The organism is Intestinibacter sp. (assembly GCF_051866655.1).
Classification (GTDB): Bacteria; Bacillota; Clostridia; order Peptostreptococcales; family Peptostreptococcaceae; genus Intestinibacter.
Window position 1 is genome coordinate 1 of sequence record NZ_JBJDXL010000568.1, and the last position, 1,998, is coordinate 1,998.

A 1,998-nucleotide genomic window follows, 5' to 3' on the forward strand; every position below is an offset into this window, starting at 1 on the left:
CAACGTAGAAGGTAAGGTACTTGAGTTTACTCCTCACCAAGTGCAACAATGGTGTGCTCAAGTAGGACTTACTCCTGTTGAAGAGTGTTTCTGCGGCGTAGCTAAGGACTTGTATCCCGATTTGAATCCTTCGGAGCATTGGAACGAGAACTTCATAGATAGGCTAGCAGGAGATCCTAATTTCTATATGGAACAAGATTCTCCACACTGCGTTAATAAAGTTCCTCATGAGGGAGTCGTAATTAAGATAGACGATGGGGTGATACGAGCTTTCAAGCTAAAGTGTTTTAGGTTCTTGAATAAGGAACAAGAACTTCTTGATAAAGGTGAAAGTAACATAGAAGACGAAGCATAATGAAAAGTAACTTATTACATATTTGTTTCGTACTTGATGAAAGTGGATCAATGTACGGTTCTACTTCCGATGTAATCGGAGGTTTTCAGAAACTAGTAGACGAACAAAAGAATGTAGATTGTGGAGAATGCATCGTATCCGTGTATAGGTTTTCCGATGAGGTCCATCAAGACTACCTTGGAAAGCCTGTGAAAGATCTTCCACAACTTAAGTATTCTCCTGGAGGATGCACCGCTATGAACGACGGTATCGGTACAGCAATCGACGAGGTTGGTAAGTGGCTCTGTGCTATGGACGAGTCTCAACGTCCTTCTAAGAATCTAATTGTCATAATGACTGATGGAGAAGAGAATAGCTCCAGGAAATATAGACTAGAGACAGTTAGAGAAATGATAAAGCATCAGGAAGAGAAATATGATTGGTCCTTCATCTATATGGGAACCGATCTAGATTCCCTAGAGGACGCGGATAGCCTAGGAATAACTAGAAGATCAGTATCTTCTAGAGAAAATATTGTTAATAACTATGGGCATATAAATACCTATGCTGCCCAGTATAGACTATCTGATGGTATTTCCGCTTGCGCTGAAGCTACTCTATCTAGTGCTCTACAAGCAGATACTATTGAATATTCAACTAGCACAGGAATCTCTCTTAGATGAGAAGTTTCAAAATCTCTCAATCTATAACTGATAGGCAGGATGCATCCTTGAATTCTTATTTTAAGGATGTATCCCGTCAGCCTATGATTAGTCAAGAAGAGGAGATAAAACTTACAAAAAAGATAAAGGAAGGAAATGAGGCTGCAGTTAAGAAGCTAGTAGAAGCAAATTTACGCTTCGTAATTTCTGTAGCTAAGCAGTATCAAAACAAAGGACTGGCTCTAGTAGATCTTATACAAGAAGGAAACATAGGACTAATAGAGGCAGCCAGAAAGTTTGATGAGACCAGAGGGTTTAGATTTATCTCTTATGCAGTATGGTGGATCAGACAAGCTATCATAAAAGCCCTATCAGATCAATGTAGGACCATTAGGGTTCCTGCAAATCAGGTTGTCTGCATGAATAAGATAAATAAAGCTATAGAGCAGTTTGAACAACAGCATGGTAGAAAACCTTCAACTGGAGAGTTAGAAGAACTTACTAATATAGACTATGATAAGATTTGTTTAACAATGGCGTCAATGAATAGATCGGTTTCTTTAGAAAATCCTATCAAGGATGAAGATGCTAGCTGCCTTCTTGATATTATTCCAAATGATGGGGCAATATCTACTGATGCAGAAGTTTCTAAGAGCGATCTATCCAATGAAATAAACAGAATTCTTTCAAAGCTACCTTACAGGGATAGAGATATTCTTAGAATGTCTTTTGGAATAGGAATGAATCCTATGACTAATGAAGAAATTGCAAGACGTTTTGGAATAGGAAGTGAAAGAGTTAGACAAATACAGCATAGTGCTCTAAATTATCTGAAATCTAAGTACATAAACGATTTAAAAGAATTGTTATGATTAAGAAAATAATTGTTCTACAAGGTATTCCAGCATCTGGAAAAAGCACTTGGGCTAGGCAATGGGTCAGTGAAGATCCAGAAAGAGGACCAAGCATAGAAATCTTTAATGATACAGGAGAATTAATATA

3 protein-coding genes are annotated in these 1,998 nt (G+C 37.9%); all 3 read left to right on the forward strand.

Translation table 11 applies throughout. The features are described 5' to 3' along the window. On the forward strand, window positions 1–355 hold a 355-nt coding region (locus ACI3VO_RS17195; protein ID WP_439759077.1), incomplete at its 5' end, for a hypothetical protein. Further along, window positions 355–1,017, forward strand: a complete 663-nt coding sequence (locus tag ACI3VO_RS17200) for a vWA domain-containing protein (protein ID WP_439759078.1) — start codon at window positions 355–357, stop codon at window positions 1,015–1,017. The genes ACI3VO_RS17195 and ACI3VO_RS17200, both read left to right, overlap by 1 nt. Continuing rightward, window positions 1,014–1,868 (forward strand): sigma-70 family RNA polymerase sigma factor, encoded by an 855-nt coding sequence (locus ACI3VO_RS17205; RefSeq protein ID WP_439759079.1) that lies wholly within the window; start codon window positions 1,014–1,016, stop codon window positions 1,866–1,868. Before ACI3VO_RS17200 ends, ACI3VO_RS17205 begins: the two co-directional genes overlap by 4 nt. The last annotated feature ends 130 nt before the right edge of the window (window positions 1,869–1,998 follow it).